Origin of the sequence: Streptomyces glaucus (assembly GCF_039533365.1) — a bacterium.
Lineage (GTDB): Bacteria > Actinomycetota > Actinomycetes > Streptomycetales > Streptomycetaceae > Streptomyces > Streptomyces glaucus.
The window spans coordinates 89523-105477 of record NZ_BAAATK010000022.1 but is presented as its reverse complement, the minus strand read 5'-3'; the positions used below and the strand labels follow the sequence as shown (position 1 = coordinate 105477).

Annotated in this window: 12 protein-coding genes and 2 pseudogenes; 4 read left to right on the top strand and 10 right to left on the bottom strand. The window is 77.0% G+C overall.

Annotated elements, in window-relative coordinates; all coding sequences use genetic code 11:
• Positions 1-75: 75 nt before the first annotated feature.
• The 8 genes from ABD363_RS18150 to bdeA all read right to left on the bottom strand — a co-directional run bounded on the left by ABD363_RS18150 (position 76) and on the right by bdeA (position 10546).
• Entirely contained in the window at positions 76-1353 is a 1278-nt protein-coding gene (locus tag ABD363_RS18150; RefSeq protein WP_344604741.1) for an ABC transporter substrate-binding protein, read from the bottom strand.
• Positions 1350-2465 (bottom strand): branched-chain amino acid ABC transporter permease, encoded by a 1116-nt coding sequence (locus ABD363_RS18145; RefSeq protein ID WP_344604739.1) that lies wholly within the window; start codon positions 2463-2465, stop codon positions 1350-1352. The genes ABD363_RS18150 and ABD363_RS18145 overlap by 4 nt, the downstream gene beginning before the upstream one ends.
• The gene (locus ABD363_RS18140) at positions 2458-3354 is read right to left on the bottom strand and encodes a branched-chain amino acid ABC transporter permease (RefSeq protein ID WP_344604737.1); all 897 of its coding nucleotides are present in this window, start codon (positions 3352-3354) and stop codon (positions 2458-2460) included. The genes ABD363_RS18145 and ABD363_RS18140 overlap by 8 nt, the downstream gene beginning before the upstream one ends.
• Positions 3351-4163, bottom strand: a complete 813-nt coding sequence (locus ABD363_RS18135) for an ABC transporter ATP-binding protein (RefSeq protein WP_344604735.1) — start codon at positions 4161-4163, stop codon at positions 3351-3353. The genes ABD363_RS18140 and ABD363_RS18135 overlap by 4 nt, the downstream gene beginning before the upstream one ends.
• Entirely contained in the window at positions 4160-4942 is a 783-nt protein-coding gene (locus tag ABD363_RS18130; RefSeq protein WP_344604733.1) for an ABC transporter ATP-binding protein, read from the bottom strand. The genes ABD363_RS18135 and ABD363_RS18130 overlap by 4 nt, the downstream gene beginning before the upstream one ends.
• A gap of 168 nt (positions 4943-5110) precedes the next feature.
• A complete protein-coding gene (locus ABD363_RS18125; RefSeq protein WP_344604731.1) occupies positions 5111-6382 on the bottom strand; it encodes an RsbRD N-terminal domain-containing protein in 1272 nt (423 codons plus the stop codon).
• Between the two features lie 121 nt (positions 6383-6503).
• A complete protein-coding gene (locus ABD363_RS18120; protein ID WP_344604729.1) occupies positions 6504-9392 on the bottom strand; it encodes a helix-turn-helix transcriptional regulator in 2889 nt (962 codons plus the stop codon).
• A 209-nt stretch (positions 9393-9601) separates the two neighbouring features.
• The gene (gene bdeA, locus ABD363_RS18115) at positions 9602-10546 is read right to left on the bottom strand and encodes a bis(hydroxyethyl) terephthalate hydrolase (RefSeq protein ID WP_344604727.1); all 945 of its coding nucleotides are present in this window, start codon (positions 10544-10546) and stop codon (positions 9602-9604) included.
• Positions 10547-10876: 330 nt separating this feature from the next.
• On the opposite strand from bdeA, the gene ABD363_RS18110 reads away from it, so the two are divergent.
• Entirely contained in the window at positions 10877-11764 is an 888-nt protein-coding gene (locus ABD363_RS18110) for a Gfo/Idh/MocA family protein (RefSeq protein WP_344604725.1), read from the top strand.
• A 47-nt stretch (positions 11765-11811) separates the two neighbouring features.
• Here ABD363_RS18110 and ABD363_RS18105 read toward each other — a convergent pair.
• Positions 11812-12710 (bottom strand): annotated as a pseudogene (locus ABD363_RS18105) (GNAT family N-acetyltransferase).
• Between the two features lie 481 nt (positions 12711-13191).
• Between ABD363_RS18105 and ABD363_RS18100 the strand changes: the two are divergent.
• The 3 genes and pseudogenes from ABD363_RS18100 to ABD363_RS18090 all read left to right on the top strand — a co-directional run.
• Entirely contained in the window at positions 13192-14394 is a 1203-nt protein-coding gene (locus ABD363_RS18100; RefSeq protein ID WP_344604723.1) for a beta-1,3-glucanase family protein, read from the top strand.
• A gap of 268 nt (positions 14395-14662) precedes the next feature.
• Positions 14663-14872, top strand: a complete 210-nt coding sequence (locus ABD363_RS18095) for a hypothetical protein (RefSeq protein ID WP_344604721.1) — start codon at positions 14663-14665, stop codon at positions 14870-14872.
• A gap of 160 nt (positions 14873-15032) precedes the next feature.
• Positions 15033-15194: pseudogene (locus tag ABD363_RS18090) on the top strand (Si-specific NAD(P)(+) transhydrogenase); the annotation flags it as partial.
• Between the two features lie 168 nt (positions 15195-15362).
• Here the strand turns inward: ABD363_RS18090 and ABD363_RS18085 are convergent.
• On the bottom strand, positions 15363-15848 hold the full coding sequence (locus tag ABD363_RS18085; protein WP_344604767.1) for a DUF5709 domain-containing protein: 486 nt from the start codon (positions 15846-15848) through the stop codon (positions 15363-15365).
• Positions 15849-15955 lie beyond the last annotated feature (107 nt).

Genomic DNA, 15955 nt, shown 5'->3' with positions numbered 1-15955 from the left:
GCCGCCGGCCCGGCGCTCCCTCTCCGCCGCCGGCCCGCCCCGGGCGGAGCCGGGGCGGGCCGGGAACCGCCGTGGTCAGCCGCGCGAGGACAGGTACTCCTCGACGCCGGGCGCGCGGTGGGCGTCCTCCACGCCCACCAGGCCGCCGGTCGCCTTCCGGTCGGGCCGCAGCACATAGGTCTCCAGGCTCGCGGGCCGGGAGACGTCGGTGAAGTCCTGCGGGGTGCCGAGGCCGGTGTCGGCGTTCTTCTGCGAGCGGTGCGCCCGGACCACGTCCGCACGGGCCAGGCTGCCCTCCTCGCAGGCCTTCTCCAGGCCGACGGCGAGCAGGTGGGCGGCGTTGTACCCGGACAGGACGCCGGAGTCGACCGGCGAGCCGGGGTACTTCTTCTCGTAGGCCGCGACCATGCGCCGTACGCCGGGCAGGCCGGAGCTGACGGCCGGGGCGGCGCTCACCACGTGCAGCATGCTCTCCAGCGCGGCCGCCGCGGGGGTCTTCATCAGCTGCGGGGCGAAGCCGGGGGCGCTGCTGACGATCGGCACGCGCAGCCCGCGGGAGGCCGCCACGCCGGCGAGGGAGGCGGTCTGGGCGGGTCCCGCGCTGATCAGCACGGCCTTCACCCCGGCCTTGCGCAGCGCCGACACCTGGGCGGACAGGTCCGTGTCGGTCGCCTTGATCTCCTGGCCGACGACCTTCAGCCCGGCCCGTCCGGCGGCCCACTTCGAGCCCTCCAGCGCGTTGGCGCCGTAGTCGCCCTCGAAGTGGACGTGGCCGATCGAGTCGCCCTCGGCCAGTTTCCCGGTCCGGGTGAGGAAGTCGACGGCGGCGATCATGTCGAGGTCGTAGGTGGTGCCCATGACCTGGACGGCGTCCCGGCCGAGCAGCGAGGCCGCCCAGGCCTGCGGGAAGGTCAGCACCTGGTCCCGTTCGATGTCGTCGATCAGGGCGGTGACCACCGGCGAGCCGATGACCTGCGGCAGGGCCACCACGTCCGGGGCGATGTCGGCGTAGGCGGTGACCGCCTTCTGCACGTCGTAGCCGTGGTCCTTGACGATGATCTCCACCTTGCGGCCGCAGATGCCGCCCTCGGCGTTGGTCTCGTCGGCCCACATCTGCTGGGCCTGCACGATGCTCTTGCCGAGGGTGGCGTAGGGGCCGGTCAGGTCGGTCAGCGCGCCCAGCCGGATGGTGTCGTCGGTGACGCCCGGTCCGGCCTCGACGCCGTCGGCGCCGTCGGCGGCGCCGTCGCCGCCGGCCTTGGAGCTGCAGCCGGTGCCCGCGAGCAGCAGGACGGACAGGGCCGCGGCGAGGACGGTCCCGGTGGTGCGGTGCCTGGGGTGCGTGACGTTCACGGGGTGCGCTCCTTGGCTCGTGCGGCGGGGGCGGGTGGTCGGGGCGGGCCCGCCGCGTCCGGCGGGGGCGGGGCGGGGCGGCGGCGCGCGCGGACGCGGCGGGCCAGGCCGTGCAGGCCGTCGGGCGCGTACAGCAGGACGAGGACGATCGCCGCGCCGTACAGGTAGCGGGCGGCCTCGGTGGGCCCCACCGCGCCCTCGGCGGAGCCGGGCGCCGCCACCAGGGGCAGCTGGTCGGCGTAGCGCGTCATGAGCAGCGGCAGCGCGGTGACGAAGACGGCTCCGGCGACGGCGCCGGCCACGGAGCCCAGTCCCCCGATGACGATCATGGCGAGGTAGTCGACGGAGAGGGCGAGGCCGAAGTAGTCGGGTACGACGCGGCGGAAGGAGAGCGCGAGGAGCACCCCGGCGAGGCCCGCGTACATCGAGGACACGACGAACGCCGCCGAGCGGTACCGGGCCACGTGCACGCCCATCACCGACGCCGCGGTCTCGCTGTCGCGCAGCGCCGTCAGGGCGCGGCCGGGGCGTGCGCGCAGCAGGCCGCGGGCGGTGAACCAGGTGAGGGCGGACAGCGCCAGGCCGAGGTACCACAGCCGCTCCTCGGCGCCGAACGGCACGCCCAGCACGGTGAGTCCGGGATCCCCGGCGGCGAAGGCGAAGCCGCCCGCCTCCAGCGGCGGCACCGACCGCCCGTTGAATCCGCCGGTGACGGAGTCCGCGGTGAGCAGCACGTGGTGGCCGAGGAAGACCAGCGCGAGCGTGGCCACGCCCAGGTAGACGCCGCGCACCCGGCCGGCGACGGGGCTGAACAGCCCGCCGGCCGCGCCGGCCAGCAGCACCGCCAGGACGAGGGCGAGGGCGGGCGGCAGCCCGGGGCCGGGCTCGCCCGCGAGCCAGACGTAGCCGTAGGCGCCGACGGCGAGGAAGAAGGCGTGGCCGAGGGAGAGCTGCCCGGCCGTTCCGCTGAGCAGGTTCAGGCCGACGGCGCCGATGGCGGCGGCCATGGCGAACAGGCCGACGCGCAGCCAGAAGGCGTCCAGGTAGAAGGGCGGGGCGCACAGCAGGACGGCGAGCAGCAGGAGGCCGCCCCGTTTGCGGAGGTCAGACACGGGCCGCTCCCCTCGCCGCGAACAGTCCGGTGGGCCGGACCAGCAGGACCAGGACCATCACGGCGTACGGGACGACGTCGCCGAAGCCCTCGCCGAGGACGTGCAGTTCGGACTGGTAGCCGGCGACGAGGGCCTCGGTGAGGCCGATCAGCAGGCTGCCGGCGAGCGCGCCGGGCGGGGACGCCATGCCGCCGAGGATCGCGGCCGGGAAGGCCTTCAGCGCGATCTGCCCGGTGGTGCGTTCCAGGCCGGGCGCGGGGAACGCGGCGAGGAAGACCGCGGCCAGCGCGGCCAGCGCGCCGGCCAGGCACCAGGCGAGGGTGCGGATCCGGGCCAGCCGTATCCCCATCAGGGCGGCGGCCTCGGTGTCCTCGGCGGCCGCCCTGAGGGACAGGCCCCAGGCGGTGTACCGGAACAGGGCGAAGACGGCGCCGATGGCCGCGGCGCAGACCACGAGGGCGGCGAGCCGGCTGTCGGCGACGGTCACCGGGCCGAGGCGGGTCACCGAGTCGCCCCAGGGGTCGCCCAGGGGCAGCAGGTCGCCGCCGATGCGCCGGGCCAGGTCGGTGAGCAGGACGATGTCGACGCCGATGGTGACGATGGTCCGCACATGGGCGGCGTGCGGGTCGGGCCCTCCGCGTCGCAGCAGGAGGCGGTCGATCGCCCCGGCCACGGTCGCCGTCGCCAGGACGGCGAGGGCGAGCGCCCCGGCGAAGCCGAGGTCGTCGTGGAGGACGGCGGTGAGGTAGCCGCCGAGCAGCAGCAGGGAGCCGTGGGCGAAGTTGAGCACCCCGGACGCCTTGAAGATGGTGACGAAGCCGAGGGCGACGAGGGCGTAGACGGAGCCGAGGGCGAGGCCGGTCAGGACGTTGTCGAGGAAGGCGGTCACGCCGTGTCCTCCTCCGCGGGGGCGCCGGTGCCGAGGTAGGCGCGCAGCACCTCGGGGTCGCGGCGGATCTCGTCGGGGGTGCCGTGGGCGATGACGCGCCCGAAGTCCAGGACGGTGACCTGGTCCGCGAGGCGCATCACCAGCCCCATGTCGTGCTCGACGAGCAGCACCGACAGTCCGAGGCGGGCGCGGACGTCCCCGACGACCTCGGCGGTGCGGGCGCGTTCGGCGGCGTTCATGCCGGCCACGGGCTCGTCGAGCAGCAGCACGCGGGGTTCCAGGCACAGGGCGCGGGCGAGCTCGACGCGTTTGCGGTCGCCGTACGACAGCAGCGCGACCGGGGTGTCGAAGTGCGGGGCGAGACCGGTGAGTTCGGCGATCTCGCGGGCGGCGGCGAGGTGTGCGCGCTGTTCGCGCACGGCGCGCGGCAGGCGCAGGGCGCCGGCGGTGAAGCCCGCGCGGGACAGCGCGTGCCGGCCCAGCATGAGGTTGTCGGCGACGGTCCCCTCGGTGGTGACGATGTTCTGGAAGGTGCGGGCCACGCCGAGCGCGGCGATCCGGTGCGGGGCGAGCCGGGTCAGCTCGGCGTCGCCCAGCCGGACGGTGCCGGCGGTGGGCCGGCACAGGCCCGACAGGACGTTGAAACAGGTGGACTTGCCCGCTCCGTTGGGGCCGATCAGGGCGTGCACCGAGCCGGGCGCGACCGTGAGGGACACTCCGTCGAGCGCGGTGAGGCCGGCGAAGCGCACGGTGACGCCGCGGACGTCGAGCGCGGGAGGCGCCGAGGAGCCGGCGGCGCGGGCGGTCACGCGGCCCCCTGACCGTCGGTGGTCTCGCCCAGGTAGAGGCGGCGCACCGCGTCCGTCCGCGCGAGTTCGCCGGCGGGCCCGGACAGCCGGATCTCGCCGACCTCCAGGACGTACGCCCGGTCCGCGAGGGACAGGGCCAGGCCGGCGTTCTGCTCGACCAGCAGCACCGCGGTGCCCTGGGCGTTGATCTCGCGGACCACGCCGGCGATCCGGTGCACCATGCGCGGGGCCAGGCCCAGGGAGGGCTCGTCGAGGAGGAGCAGGCGGGGCGCGGCCATCAGGGCGCGGCCGATGGCCAGCATCTGCTGTTCGCCGCCGGAGAGCAGGCCCGCGGCCTGGCGGGTGCGCTCGGCGAGCCGGGGGAAGAGCGCGAGGACGCGGTCGCGGGCCTCGCGGACCTGGGCCGGGGCGCGCCGGCTCAGGCCGAGGCCGCCGGTGCGCAGGTTCTCGTCGACGGTGAGTCCGGCGAACACGCGCCGGCCCTCGGGCACCTGGACGACGCCGGCGCGGACCGCGGCGACCGGGTCCCGGCCGTCGAGCGCGGTGCCGCCGTAGCGGACGCGGCCGGCGGTGATCGCGCCGCGGTGCAGGCGCAGGGTGCCGGACACCGCCCGCAGCAGGGTGGTCTTGCCGGCGCCGTTGGCGCCGAGGAGGGCGACGACGGCGCCGTGCGGCACGGTCAGCGACACGTCGCGCAGGGCGGACAGGGCGCGGCCGTAGGTGACGTCGAGGCCCTCGACGTGCAGGGCGGGTTCCTCGTCCGGTGGTGCTTCGGGCATTGCGGCTCCTCGGAGTCGTGCCGGGCCGGCACGGGGGTTCGGGGAAGGAGGAGCACACGACAGCACGCGCGCCGAGGCCGGGTACAGGGCTTCCCGCCCGGTCGCTGCGCGGTCCCAGTGCGGGGGCGGGGGGTTTGTGCGGATGCCCACCGGCCCAGCGCCCGGTGTTCAGCCGCGCAGCAGTCCGCGGGCCGTCAGGGCCAGGCTGATCTCGACGACGTCGGCGGGCCGGGCCAGGCAGCGGCCGGTCAGCTGCTCGCAGCGGCGGAGGCGGTTGAGGACGGTGTTGCGGTGGCAGTACAGCCGCTCGCCGGCGCGCCGGGCCGAGCCGTCGCAGGCGAGCCAGGCGGTGAGGGTGTCCAGCAGGACGTCCCGGTCGGCGGGTTCCAGCCGCAGCAGCGGGCCGAGCACCCGGTCGGCGAGGGCCCTGCCGAGGCCGGGGCTGGAGACGACCAGCGCGGCGGGCAGGTGCTCGGGCAGCCGGACCGTACCGCCGCCCTCGGGGCAGATGCTCAGCGCCAGGTCCGCCAGTCTGCGGGCGTCCCCCAGGGCGGCCAGCCCGTCGACGGCGCTGCCCACCCCGATCCGCGTGCCCGCGGCCGGGCCGCCCGCCGGGACCTGGGGCAGGTCCCCGTCGCCGGCCAGGACGATCCCGTAGTCCGCCGTCGCTCCGGTGTGCCAGTGCACCCGCAGTCCCTCGGGCACGGCGGCGGCGCGTGCCGCCGCGCACGCGCGGGGGTGCCCGTCCGCGCCCGCGACCGCGACGACGGCGTACCGGCCGTGCTCCGGCAGGCCGAGCGCCTGCGCGGCCTCGGGCAGGTCGGCGATGCGGCCGGTCCCGTCGAGCAGGGCGGCGGCCAGCAGCCGCGCCCGGTTCTCGCGCCGCCAGTTCAGCTGCCGCTCGGCCTGCCGGTAGGCGTCGGCGACGAGGGTGCAGTGCTCGTCGACGAAGTTCCACACGTCGGCCGCCACGTGGACCAGGAGACGGACGTCCTCGGGGGCCGTGCGGGAGGTCTCCTCGACCAGCCGCTGCCACACCAGGGACCCGCCCAGCCGGAAGGCGTGCAGCAGGGCGTCCAGGGGCAGCCCCTGTTCGGCGCGCCGGGTGCCGATCTTCCACGAGCAGCGGCGGGCCGCGTCGCGGGCGCTGCGCGGATCGAGCAGGGACGCCACGCTGTGCCGCAGCGAGCGGTGCGCCTCCTGCCAGGTCCCGGCGGGGTCGGCGGCCAGGTCGGCGCGGTAGGCCGGTTCCTGGTCCCGCAGGACGGCCACCAGCCGGTCGGTGAGCTCGGGCAGGTCGTCGAGCAGGGCGCGGGCGGCCCGGTGCAGGACGCGCAGGGCGTCGGCGTCGATCAGCGACGGGCCCCGCCGGGTCCGCGGGCGCGGCACGGGCGCCGGTCCCGGGCGGATCGCTGTTCGTGACCGTAGGGCGTGCTGCATCGCGGTCCTCCCCCAGGCTCGGTTCTCCGCCGGGCGGGCGCCGCGCCGGGTGTCCCGCCGGCGCGGCGCCCGCCTCCTGACTCGTCCTGCCCGGAAGGATGGCATACCGTCCGGTCGGTCCCTAGGGTTGTGCAGCGGTCTTTTCGGCCTGTTCGACCATGCGGGCCAGTTCCACCCGGGAGCGCACGCCGAGCGCCGCGAACACCTTGCGCAGGTGGTAGTCGACGGTGCGGGTGCTGACGGCCAGGCTGAGCGCCACCTCCCGGTTGGTGGCGCCCTCGGCGACGTACCGGGCGATGCGCAGTTGCTGGGGGGTCAGCCGGGTCAGCCCGCCGGTGCCCGTGCCGCGCGCGGCGGCCCCGTTGGCGCGCAGTTCGCCGCGGGCCTGGTCGGCCCAGACGCGGGCGCCGCAGCGTTCGAAGCCCGCGAGCGCGGCGCCGAGCCGGTCGCGGGCCTCGCGCGGTCTGCGCCGGCGGCGCAGCCATTTGCCGTACAGCAGGGCGGTGCGGGCCCGTTCGAAGTCGCCGTCCGTCCGCTCGTGCAGGGCGAGCGCCCGCCGGTACAGGTCGTCGGCCCGTTCGGGCGGCGCGAGCAGGGCGTGGCAGCGGGCCAGTTGGGCGGCGGCCTGCGGATCGGCGCCGAACGCCGCCCACCGGGCGAAGTCCTCGACGACCGTCCGGGCGTCGTGCTGCCGTCCGGCGAGGACCGCGGCCTCGACGAAGCAGGGCACGGCGAGCATCCACACCGCGAAGTGGCCGCGCCGGGGGCCGGGCAGGACGAGCAGGCCGAGCCGGTCGGCGGCGTCCAGCGGACGGCCGCCGCCGAGGTCGGCGCGGGCCACCGCCCACTCCGCGAGGGTGGCCGCCTGGGCGAGTCCGTGCCGGCGCGCCGTCTCCAGCGCGGCCGCCGCGTGCCGGGCGACGACGCCGGGCTCGCCCTCGATCGACGCCGCCAGGGCCAGCACCGCGTGGTGGTGGGCGGCCGTGTTGCGCTGCCCGGTCAGGTGGGAGGTGCGCAGGCCCTCCTCGGCGTGCGTGCGCGCCTGCGCGTGGCGGCCGGCGCGCAGTTCGGCGTAGGCGAGGTACTCCAGGGCCCGTGGCACCAGCGCGGGGGAGCCCGGGGTGCGGGCCGCCGCCAGGGCCCGCGCCCCGGCCCGGCGGGCGGCGTCCACGTCCCCCAGCAGCAGCCCCGCCGCCGCCGACCGCAGCAGCGTCTCGGGCTCGTCGTCGGTCCGGGCGCGGTCCACCACCCGTCCGAGCGGTGCGAGGGCCTGGTCGAGGCGTCCTTCGAGCACCGCTCGCATACCGAGCCGGTGGTCGCGCACCGGGTCGTGGAAGCGGGGGGCGGGCGGCCCGGAGGCGGCTGCGGGGGCGGCCGGCGGTGGTTCGGGCGCGGCGGCGGGCGGCGGGGTCCCGCGCGGGGCGGTGCGCGCGGTCCCGCCCGCGGGGACGGCCTGTGCCGTCCCCGCGGGGGCGGTTCCGGCAGGCGCGGTCCCGTCCCCGGCGTGGGGGGCGCCGGCCCCCGCGGCGGCGTACGGCGCCTCCGGCGTCGTCCCCGGCCCGGTGCCGAGCGCCGCCAGGCACGTCGGCAGGTCGCCCGCCGCCCAGGCCGCGTCGGCGGCGGCGCCGGCGGCGGACGCCGCCTGGGCGGGGGCGTCCGCCGCCAGCAGGGACGCGGCCAGCAGGAGCGACTGGTGGGCGTCGCCGACGGGACCGTCCCGCAGTTCCGTCACGCCGCGCACCAGCTCGGCGCGTCCCCGCACCACGGCCGGCGCGGCGCCCTCGCGGGCGGCGGCGAGCAGGGGGCGGGCGCGGTGCGGGCGTCCGGCCAGCAGCGCCTGTTCGGCCGCGTCCGTGTACCGCCGCGCGCGGGCCGGGTCGTCCGTCGTCAGCTCGGCGGCGCGCGCGTACGCCGCCGACCGCAGCCGGGGGGAGGCCGCGGCCGTCGCGTCGGCCGCCGCGGCCGCCAGCCGGCCCGCCGTCCCGGGCGCGGGTCCCGTGGTGGCCCAGGCCCGGTGCAGCAGTCCGGGGAGCCGGCGCCCGTCGGCCTCCAGCACGTCGGCGAGCGCGCGGTGCGCGGCGCGGCGCCGGTCGGGCCCCGCCCCGGCGTGGACGGCCCTGCGGACCAGCCCGCTGTGGAAGCGGAGCCGGCCGCCGGCCAGGGCGAGCGGCTCGGGCGGCGGTTCCAGGCACGGCGCGGGAGCGGGCGGCCCCATCCGTCGCAGGGCTCTCAGGACGAGGTCCGCGTCGGCGTCCGCGTCGTCCGACTCCCGTGCGGCGGCGGCCACCGTCAGCAGCAGGTCGCGCGTGTCCGGCGGCAGCCCGGCCAGGGCCTCCCCCGCCACGCCCGCCAGCGTCCCGGCGTCGGCGAGCGGCCGGGGCAGGGGCCGCCGGCCGCTCAGCTGGGCGGGGGACAGCCGGCGGACCAGGGCGAGCAGCAGCGCCGGGTTGCCCTCGGCCTCCGCGAGCAGTTCCTCCCGGACGGCCGGGTCGACGGCGCCCTGTGCCGCGTCGTCGAGCAGGGCGGCGGCCTGCGGCGGCGGGAGCGGGTCGAGGCGGACGGCGGGCAGCCCGGCGAACTCCCGGTCCACGGCGCGGTGTCCGGCGACGGAGAGCAGCAGGCCGGTCCGGTCCTCCGCGCCCAGCAGGCCGGCGGCCGCGCCGAGGGCGGCGCGGGCCGGGGCGGCCCACCGGTGCGCGTCGTCGACGCACACCAGCAGGGGTCCGTCCGCGGCGGCGGCCCGCAGGGTCTCCAGCAGCGCCTGCGGCGTCGTTCCGCGCCGCGGGGGCGGCAGGCGGAGGACGGCGCCGGTGTGGGCGCGGGCGGCCCAGGCGAGGAGGGTGGTGCGGCCGAGTCCGGGCTCGCCGGTCACGACGAGGGCCGCGCCGCCCGTCCGCAGCCGGTCCAGCAGTGCGCGCACCGCACGCCGGGGGGCGCTTCCGCCGTGGATCCGGGGAGCCGTCCGCACGGTCGTCTCCGCGGTCGCATCCGAGAAGTTCTCTCCGGTCATTCCCGTGAGGTTACGTGCGGTAACTCGCAGGCGGAAGCCGCCCGTCCGTGGTGTCCCCCGCCGGGACGGGCGGTGCCACCTGCGCGTGTGGCCGCCGCGCGCCGGGGCGGGATTGTGCCGGTGCCCGGTGGTTCCGGTCCGCGTCCGGGCGCCCGCACAACGCGGACGGCGGCCGTGCCCGGGGCGCGGCCGCCGTCGGCAGGGACGCGTCAGGAGTTGTGCGGGCAGTTGCCCCGGTACTCCTCGATGGTCAGGCTGGGCCGCGGCAGCGGGCAGAGGAACTGCTCGTAGCGGGTGTCGTTGTCGATGAACCGCTTGAGCCAGGAGATGCTGTACTTCGCGATCGTCGTGTCCGACGTGTTCGGCGCGAAGTGGGTGGCGTTGTTCAGCTCCAGGTAGGCGCGGTCCAGGGAGGACGGCAGGCTGGAGTAGAACGGTTCGGCGTGCGAGGAGACCGGGGCGATCGTGTCGCCGTCCGCCCCGAAGATCAGCGTGGGGGTTCTCACCTCGGGCCAGGTCTTGTCGAGGTTCCAGGGCGTCAGGGGGATCGCGGCCTGGAGGGAGGGCCGGGACTTCGCGGCCTCCAGGCTGCCGCCGCCGCCCATCGAGTGGCCCATGACGCCGAGCCGGCTGCTGTCGATGCGGTTCCTGACCGAGCTGCGCTGGGTCAGGTAGTCCAGGGCGGCGAGGAGTTGCTCCCCCCGGGAGTCCGGCTGGTCGAGCGTGGTGTTGGTGTCGATGGTGAACACGACGAAGCCCTGCGAGGCCAGGCGCGGTCCGAGCCAGGCGATGGAGGACTGCAGCGCGGTGAAGCCGGGGGAGATCGCGACCGCGCCGAAGGTGCCGTCGCTGGTGCTGGTCGGGTAGTAGATGGTGCCGCCGCCGAAGCCGGTCACGGCGAGCGACGAGACGGTCGTCTGCGACACGGCGTACGGGCCGCGCAGCGCCTCGATGCTGGCGGTGGTGGGCGCCGGGCCCCGCTCGTAGGGGTTGTCGGCGGCGTGGGCGCCGGGGCTGGTGAGGGTGCTGAGTCCGACGACGGCGGCGATCGCCGCCGCGACGCCGGCGAATCGGCGCGGCCGTCCGCGGCGCGGGGCCCCGGACGGCCGGTGGGACTCCCCGGAGGCGGCGCTGGTGTGGGGGTGATGCTGCACGACGAGTCGTCCTCTCTGTCGTGGCGAGGTGCCCGGCCGGTGGCCGCACACGGCTCCCGGGCGCGTGGGGAACGCGCCCGCGGTCTCCGCCGGCCGGCGTCGCCGATGAACGTGCGGTGTCACTGTCGCCTCGTGCGCCGGTGCGGGGGATCGGCAATATCACCGGTCTTCGCCGGGGTGCGCGGCGGGCGGCGCCGGCCCCCGCGCGCCGTGCGGGTCCGGGCGCGTCCGGGGTACTTGCACGGGGTCCCGGGGCGTGTGGCACGCTCGGCCGCGACCGGCGTTCCGGCCCCGGTCACCGCGAGGTTCGGCATCCTGGGAAGGCGGCACATGCGCATCGGACTGCTCGGCACCGGCCCCTGGGCGGAGATGGCCCACGCCCCCGCGCTCGGCGCCCACGACGACCTGGAGTTCACCGGCGTGTGGGGCCGCCGCCCGGACGCCGCCGAGAAACTGGCGCGGGAGCACGGCACCCGGGCCTACACCGACGTGGACGCCCTGCTCGCCGACGTGGACGCCGTCGCCGTCGCCCTGCCCCCGGCCGTGCAGGCGGAGCTCGCGGCGCGGGCGGCGCGGGCGGGGTGCCATCTGCTGCTCGACAAGCCGCTCGCCACGACGGTGGCGCAGGCGCGGGCCGTGGTGGCGGCCGCCGAGGCGGCCGGTGTCGCCTCGGTGGTCTTCTTCACCACCCGCTTCCAGCCCGAGCCGGCGGCCTGGATCGCCGAACAGGCGGGCCGGCGCGGCTGGTTCACGGCGCGGGCCCAGTGGCTCGGCGCGGTCTTCACCGGCGACAGCCCGTTCGCCGGCTCGCCGTGGCGGCGGGAGAAGGGCGCGCTGTGGGACGTCGGCCCGCACGCCCTGTCCGTGCTGCTGCCGGTCCTCGGCGACGTCCGGCGCGTGGCGGCCGCCGCGCCCGGTCCCGGGGACACCGTCCATCTGGTCCTCGACCACGCCGGCGGCGCGTCGAGCACCCTGACCCTCAGTCTGACGGCCCCGCCCGCCGCGGCGGGGGCGGGCGTGGAACTGCGGGGCGAGTCCGGGGTGACGCTCCTCCCGCAGAGCGCGCAGGGACCGGCCGCCGCGCTGGGCCGGGCCGCGGACGCCCTGCTCGCCGCCGCCCGCTCCGGCCGCCCGCACGGGTGCGACGCGGCGTTCGCCCTCCGGGTCACGGAGATCCTCGCCGAGGCGGAGGGCCTGCTGGACGGCGCCGCCCGCTGACGCCGGCCGGTCGCCCGGCGGGCCGTCACGAGGCCGCCGGCCGGCGGCTACGCGTCCCTCGGCGCGGGACTGAGGTTGAGCCGTTCCCGGACGACCGGGTAACCGGCCCTGGCGAAGTTCGCGGCCATGGGGACGTTCCCCCGGTCGGTCGCGGCGGCCACGAACCCGGCGCCCCGCTCGGCCAGGAAGCGGGTGCACTCGGCGAGGAGGTCGTAGCCGTATCCGTGGCCGCGCTGTCCGGGCAGGACGCCGATGAAACCGACGCACGGCCCCGACGGGTTGCGCGCCGGGATGTGGATGCCCACCGGCTCGCCCCCGGGGTGTGGGCGACCTGCCACCACTCGCGCGGCGACGGGCACCACCGGAAGAAGTCGATCTCCTCCTGCGCGGCCCGGTCGACCCCGCCCTCCCGGACGGCCTTCAGCGCGTGCGCGTCGAGGGTGGCGGAGTGGATGCGGCGCAGCGCGTCGAGGAACACCGCGTCGTCCGGTTCGGCGCGGAACACCAGCCGTCCGGGCCGCTCGGGCAGCCCGCACTCCGGGGTCCACCGGTACACGAGGCGCTCCGCCAGGAGTTCGTACCCGGCCGCCCGCGCGGCGGCGAGGCGGGTCTCGGCGGCGGCGCGCAGCGCGGGGTCCCCGCGCCAGCCGGGAGGCAGGTCGAGCTCCAGCTCGACCTGCCGGCCGGCGGTGCGCAGGAGCTCGGCCCCCGCGTCCTCCTCGCCCTCGGCCACGTCGAACCAGTTGACGACGACGGGCTCGGTGTCGTCGGGGCCGCCCCACCAGGCACCGCGGGCGACGACGGCGCCGTCGCGCAGGGCGACCCGCTTCCAGTCGGGGCGGTGCCGGGTCAGCCGGTGCGTCTCACGGGCGCCCAGCGGGTCGGGCAGGGTGTCGAAGAGGGGGGCGGCGCTCTCGTCGAGCGCGCGGATGACCAGGTCGGTCATGGATTCCTCCGGGGTCGGTGGTGCGTGGAGCGCCCCCGGGGGATCACACAGGGTGCGCCGGGGCGGCGGGCAGGGAGCGCCGGAGTGGTGACAGTCGCACGGCTCCGCCCTCCTTCCGCCGGTGTCGGGGCGCACCGCCTCACGGTACGGGCCCGGCGTTCCGCGCATCCACCGCATTCCCGGCGGCCGGGAGGCGCTGTGCCCCCGCCGGCCGAAGCGCTGCGCGGCCCGGCGGCTTAAGCGGCCCTTAAACGCCGGTTAAGGGTTGCTGGTCGCCCTCCGCGTTTCTCAAGAAACCGCAGGTCGGAGCGGGTTGAGGGAGAAGACGGACGGGTTGGCGGCCGCCGTGGCCGTACGTAGCATCAGGGCCCCGCGGGCGGCGCCCAGCAGCCGGTGAGAGCGCTCTCATCCTGTCTCTCGCCCTGTCCTGCGGCCTGCCCGGAACGCACCAGCACCGCACGAAACCTGGGAGACCCCCCACATGACTCCTCGTCACCGGCGTCCTGTCGGCCGCCGCAAGCTGCTCTTCGCCCTCGGCGGCGCGGCGGTGGCCGCGCCCGCCGTCGCCGCGATCGCCCCCCACGCCCTCGCGGGCACGGCCCCGGACGCCGACAAGGCCGAGGCGGCGGGCGCGCTGCCGCTGACGATCGTCAACGACACCGGCGCCTTCGGCAACGCGAACGTCCACGTCTACATCGTGGGCAACCAGGGCGGCCGGCAGGTGCGGGTCACGCCCGACGGGACGCTCGCCCCGGTCTCCCTGTCGGACAACGGCGCCGACGGCTTCACGGACTACGCGATCAGCCTGGCCGGCAGCGGCGAGACCCGGCTGTCGCTGCCGTACATGTCGGGCCGGATCTACGTCTCCCTCGGGGCCAAGCTCAAGTTCAGGGCCGTCACGGACGGCGCCGGGAACGCGGCGCTGCAGTACCCGGCGGGCTGGGTGGCGTCGGACCCCAACTACGGGGTGCTGCACGACTGCGCGGAGTTCACGTACAACTCCTCGGGGATGTTCTGCAACACCACCATGGTCGACATGTTCAGCGTGCCGCTGAGCATCCGGCTGACGGGCGCCAAGGACCAGACGACGGGCACGCTGCGCGCCGGGGGGCGCGCGGCCGCGTTCGCCGCGGTGCGGGAGGTGGCGGAGTTCGCGCGGCTCGTGGTGGACGACACCCGGGTCATCGCCCCCGGCCACGGCCTGGACGCGGGTCTGTTCCCCAAGGACTACCTCGCCCCGTACATCGACGAGGTGTGGAGCGCCTACACCGGCAGGGACCTGACCGTCACCACCAACTCCGGGACCTTCACCGGCCGGGTGCGCGGCGACCGGTTCACCTTCGACGGACCCGCCCGGGTCTCCTTCGCCAGGCCCTCCACCCGGGACGTGCTCTTCTGCGACGGCGCCCTCGCCGCCCCCAACGACGGCACGACCGGGCCCGTCGCCGCGGTGCTCGGCGCCGGCTTCAACCGCTCCACGCTGATCTCCTCCCCCGCCCAGCCCACCACCGACCCCGCGTCCTTCTACCGGACCGCGCTCACCAACCACTACGCCAAGGCGATGCACGCGGCCAGCCAGGACGGCAAGGCGTACGGCTTCGCCTTCGACGACGTGGCCGACTTCGCCTCCTACATCCAGGACACCGCCCCGACGGGCGTGCGGCTGACGCTCACCCCCTTCTAGGAGGGGTCCGGGGCCCGGTCCCGCGTGCGCGGTCACCGTGGCGCGCACGCGGGTCACCGGGCGTGACCGCGTCCCCCGCCGGGCCGGTGCGAGGTTTCCGGTCGGCCCGGGAAGGTACCCCTGCTCCCATAGGGAGCGGCCGGCCGCACGGCGGCGTCCCCCCGCGGTCCGCGGATGCCCGGCGCGCTCCCGCGGTGAACGGTGAGACATCGGACCCCGATGACTTCACCGGGACCGCGACAGCGTTCCCGACCGAGGAGCACAGATCATGTCGACCTCACAGCCCGACGACGTGTCCCGGCCGTCCCGGGACCGCACCACCCCGGACGGCCTGCTCCACGCCCGCACCGGCACCGACGTCTCGCCGGAGGACGTGGTGCTGGCCGCGGGCAGGGACCTCACCCCGCGCAACCTCGAATGGGCCAAGCGCAAGATCGAGACGGAGGGGCCGGCGGCCCTCGACAAGCTCCTGCCCTAGGACGCGCCGGAACCGCACTCGCCCGGCCGCCGCAGGGCGGGCCCGCGGTGCCCGGCACGTGCGGCCGCGCGGCGCGGGGCCGCTCTCGCACCGGCCGGGCGAGGGCGGCCCCGCGCCGCGTGAGCGCGCGTGCCGGGCGCCGCGGAGCAGGCGGGTCTTCCGCGGCACGCTCACCGTGCCGGAGAGCGGCGAGGAGATCCCCGCCGCCGCCGTGATGTACTCGGCGGGCCGGCCGGGCCTGACCGAGGGACCGGACCTGGGCAGGGCCGGGCTGTCGGCGGACGCGCGGGGCCGGATCGCGGTCGACGGGCGCCACCGCACGCGACCGTGACGGGCTGCGGCGGCACCGTCGGCTGTCTGGCCGACGCGGTGTCCGGCTGTCCGCCCCTCGCGGGGTCCTGCAAGGTCGCCGTCCTGGACGCCTCGAACAAGCTCCGCCGGACCGCCCGGCTCGACGGCTGGGCACCGGCGGCCCCCGTCCCGTGCCGCGCTACCGCTCCTCCCGGTCGGGCAGGCCGGAGTCGTCCTCCACGACGTGCACCGCGGCCTCCTCCGCTCCGGCCGCGCCCGCGTCGATGCCCACGTCCTGGGCGACGGACTCCCGCGTGGTGTCGGTGCGGACACCCTCGTCGGGGGCCACCAGGCGGCCGGCGCGGGCCGTGCCCGCCTCGGGGTCGACCGGTTCGCCCTCTCCCCCGGGCAGGTCGCCCACGTCGTCCCCGCGGGCCGCGGAGACGTCCGGGACCTCCTGGGCGAGCCGCTGGTCGAGGGTCTCGCCGTCGTGCTGCTCGGCGGCCGTGATGCCGTGCTTGGTGACGCCGAGCGGCTTCTCCGGCGGCGAGTAGCCCTCGTCGAGCTGGTCGTCGTAGGTCCGTTCGTCGACGGCGTCCTGCAGGTCGAGGGGTGCTCCGTCCTCCTGTTCCTCGTTGGTTCCGGTGGGCTGGTACACGTCGTCGGCCATCGTTTCGGAGTCCATGCGGTCCGTGCCCATGGGACGCCTCCCTACTCGCGTCGCGTCGACTCGTCGGTTCTCGGTGTCTGCATTCGCGTTTCCCCAAAAGCCGCCCCTAACCTCGGCGGATC

Excerpts from the sequence above, each read along its gene's own strand:
- ABD363_RS18130 (WP_344604733.1), bottom strand. The coding sequence starts at position 4,942 with ATGCCCGAAGCACCACCGGACGAGGAACCCGCCCTGCACGTCGAGGGC.
- ABD363_RS18125 (WP_344604731.1), bottom strand. The coding sequence starts at position 6,382 with ATGCAGCACGCCCTACGGTCACGAACAGCGATCCGCCCGGGACCGGCG.
- ABD363_RS18120 (WP_344604729.1), bottom strand. The coding sequence starts at position 9,392 with ATGACCGGAGAGAACTTCTCGGATGCGACCGCGGAGACGACCGTGCGG.
- ABD363_RS18110 (WP_344604725.1), top strand. The coding sequence starts at position 10,877 with ATGCGCATCGGACTGCTCGGCACCGGCCCCTGGGCGGAGATGGCCCAC.
- ABD363_RS18100 (WP_344604723.1), top strand. The coding sequence starts at position 13,192 with ATGACTCCTCGTCACCGGCGTCCTGTCGGCCGCCGCAAGCTGCTCTTC.
- ABD363_RS18095 (WP_344604721.1), top strand. The coding sequence starts at position 14,663 with ATGTCGACCTCACAGCCCGACGACGTGTCCCGGCCGTCCCGGGACCGC.
- ABD363_RS18085 (WP_344604767.1), bottom strand. The coding sequence starts at position 15,848 with ATGGACTCCGAAACGATGGCCGACGACGTGTACCAGCCCACCGGAACC.